We start from the raw sequence: 1,197 nt of genomic DNA on the forward strand, positions 1-1,197 counted from the left end.
TTCCTGCGACGCCATCCCGATCTGGTCGAGGTGGGCGTGTACGCCGTGCCGGCGGGCGAGGTGCGCGGACCGGGCACGATCGGTGACGCCGTCGCCGCGGCGGTCGTCCTGCGGGACGGGGCGGACCCGTCCGAGGTGGCGGCCGGCATGGGGGAGTTCCTCGCCGAACAGTCCGACCTGGGTCCCAAGCAGTGGCCGTCGCTGTTGCGGGTGACCGCGGGACTGCCGCGCACGGCGAGCTTCAAGTTCCGCGCCCGCGACCTCACCGCGCTGGGCCCCGACCCCGCCGGCGACCGTGTGTGGGCGCGTGTGGACGGTCACAGGACGTTCACGCCCGTGTGAGGTGGCGGTAGGTTCTGCGTGTGAACTCCGCTGCACACCCGAGGCCCGAGGGGGACGACGACGACTTCGGCGTCCCCGCGCTACCCGAGAAACCGCTGCTGCGCGGGTGGATCCACGCCGGGACGCTGCCGGTGGCCGTGGTCCTCGGCGTGGTCCTCACCGTCCTGGCGGACGGGACCGCGCTGAAATGGGCGTGCGCGGTGTTCCTGGCCACGTCGTCGCTGCTCTTCGGGATCTCGGCCCTCTACCACCGCCGTACCTGGGGCCCGGAGGCCACCGCGCTGTTGCGCCGGCTGGACCACTCGAACATCTTCCTGCTCATCGCGGGCACCTACACCCCCATGACGGTCGCCGCGCTCGACCCCCCGGCCAGCACGATCCTGCTGGTGATCGTGTGGACGGGCGCGCTGATCGGTATCGCGTTCCGCCTGTTCTGGTTGTCGGCGCCCCGGTGGTTGTACGTGGTGCTGTACATCGTCCTGGGCTGGACGGCGGTGTGGTTCGCCGGCGACCTCGTCGAGGCCAACCTCGTGGGGGTCGCACTCGTGGTCGCCGGCGGCGTGGCCTACACGGGCGGGGCCGTGGTCTACGGGCTCAAGCGGCCGAATCCCGTTCCCGGGGTCTACGGCTTCCACGAGGTCTTCCACACCTGCACGGTCATCGCGTTCGCCTGTCACTGGGCGGCGATGTTCCTGTTCATCACGCAGTCCTGATCCGCCCCACGGCGCGTGGGCGGGCATCCGCGGCCGCGCCTGTACGCCCAGAACACAGCCGCCCCCGGCGATGAACTCTCGCGTGCGCATCGGTGCGGGCGAGGGTTCATCGCCGGGGGCGGCAGTGAACGAAATGCGGACG

Annotated in this window: 1 protein-coding gene and 1 pseudogene; both read left to right on the forward strand. The window is 71.3% G+C overall.

Annotated features, from left to right (window positions below):
- Window positions 1–342 (forward strand): annotated as a pseudogene (locus G6018_RS12050) (acyl-CoA synthetase); the annotation flags it as partial.
- 20 nt (window positions 343–362) lie between these two features.
- Complete coding sequence (locus G6018_RS12055; protein ID WP_235027391.1) at window positions 363–1,055, forward strand: hemolysin III family protein; 693 nt, start codon at window positions 363–365, stop codon at window positions 1,053–1,055.
- Window positions 1,056–1,197: the final 142 nt, after the last annotated feature.

This window comes from Dietzia sp. DQ11-44 (assembly GCF_014145205.1).
In the GTDB taxonomy this organism is placed as follows: Bacteria; Actinomycetota; Actinomycetes; order Mycobacteriales; family Mycobacteriaceae; genus Dietzia; species Dietzia natronolimnaea.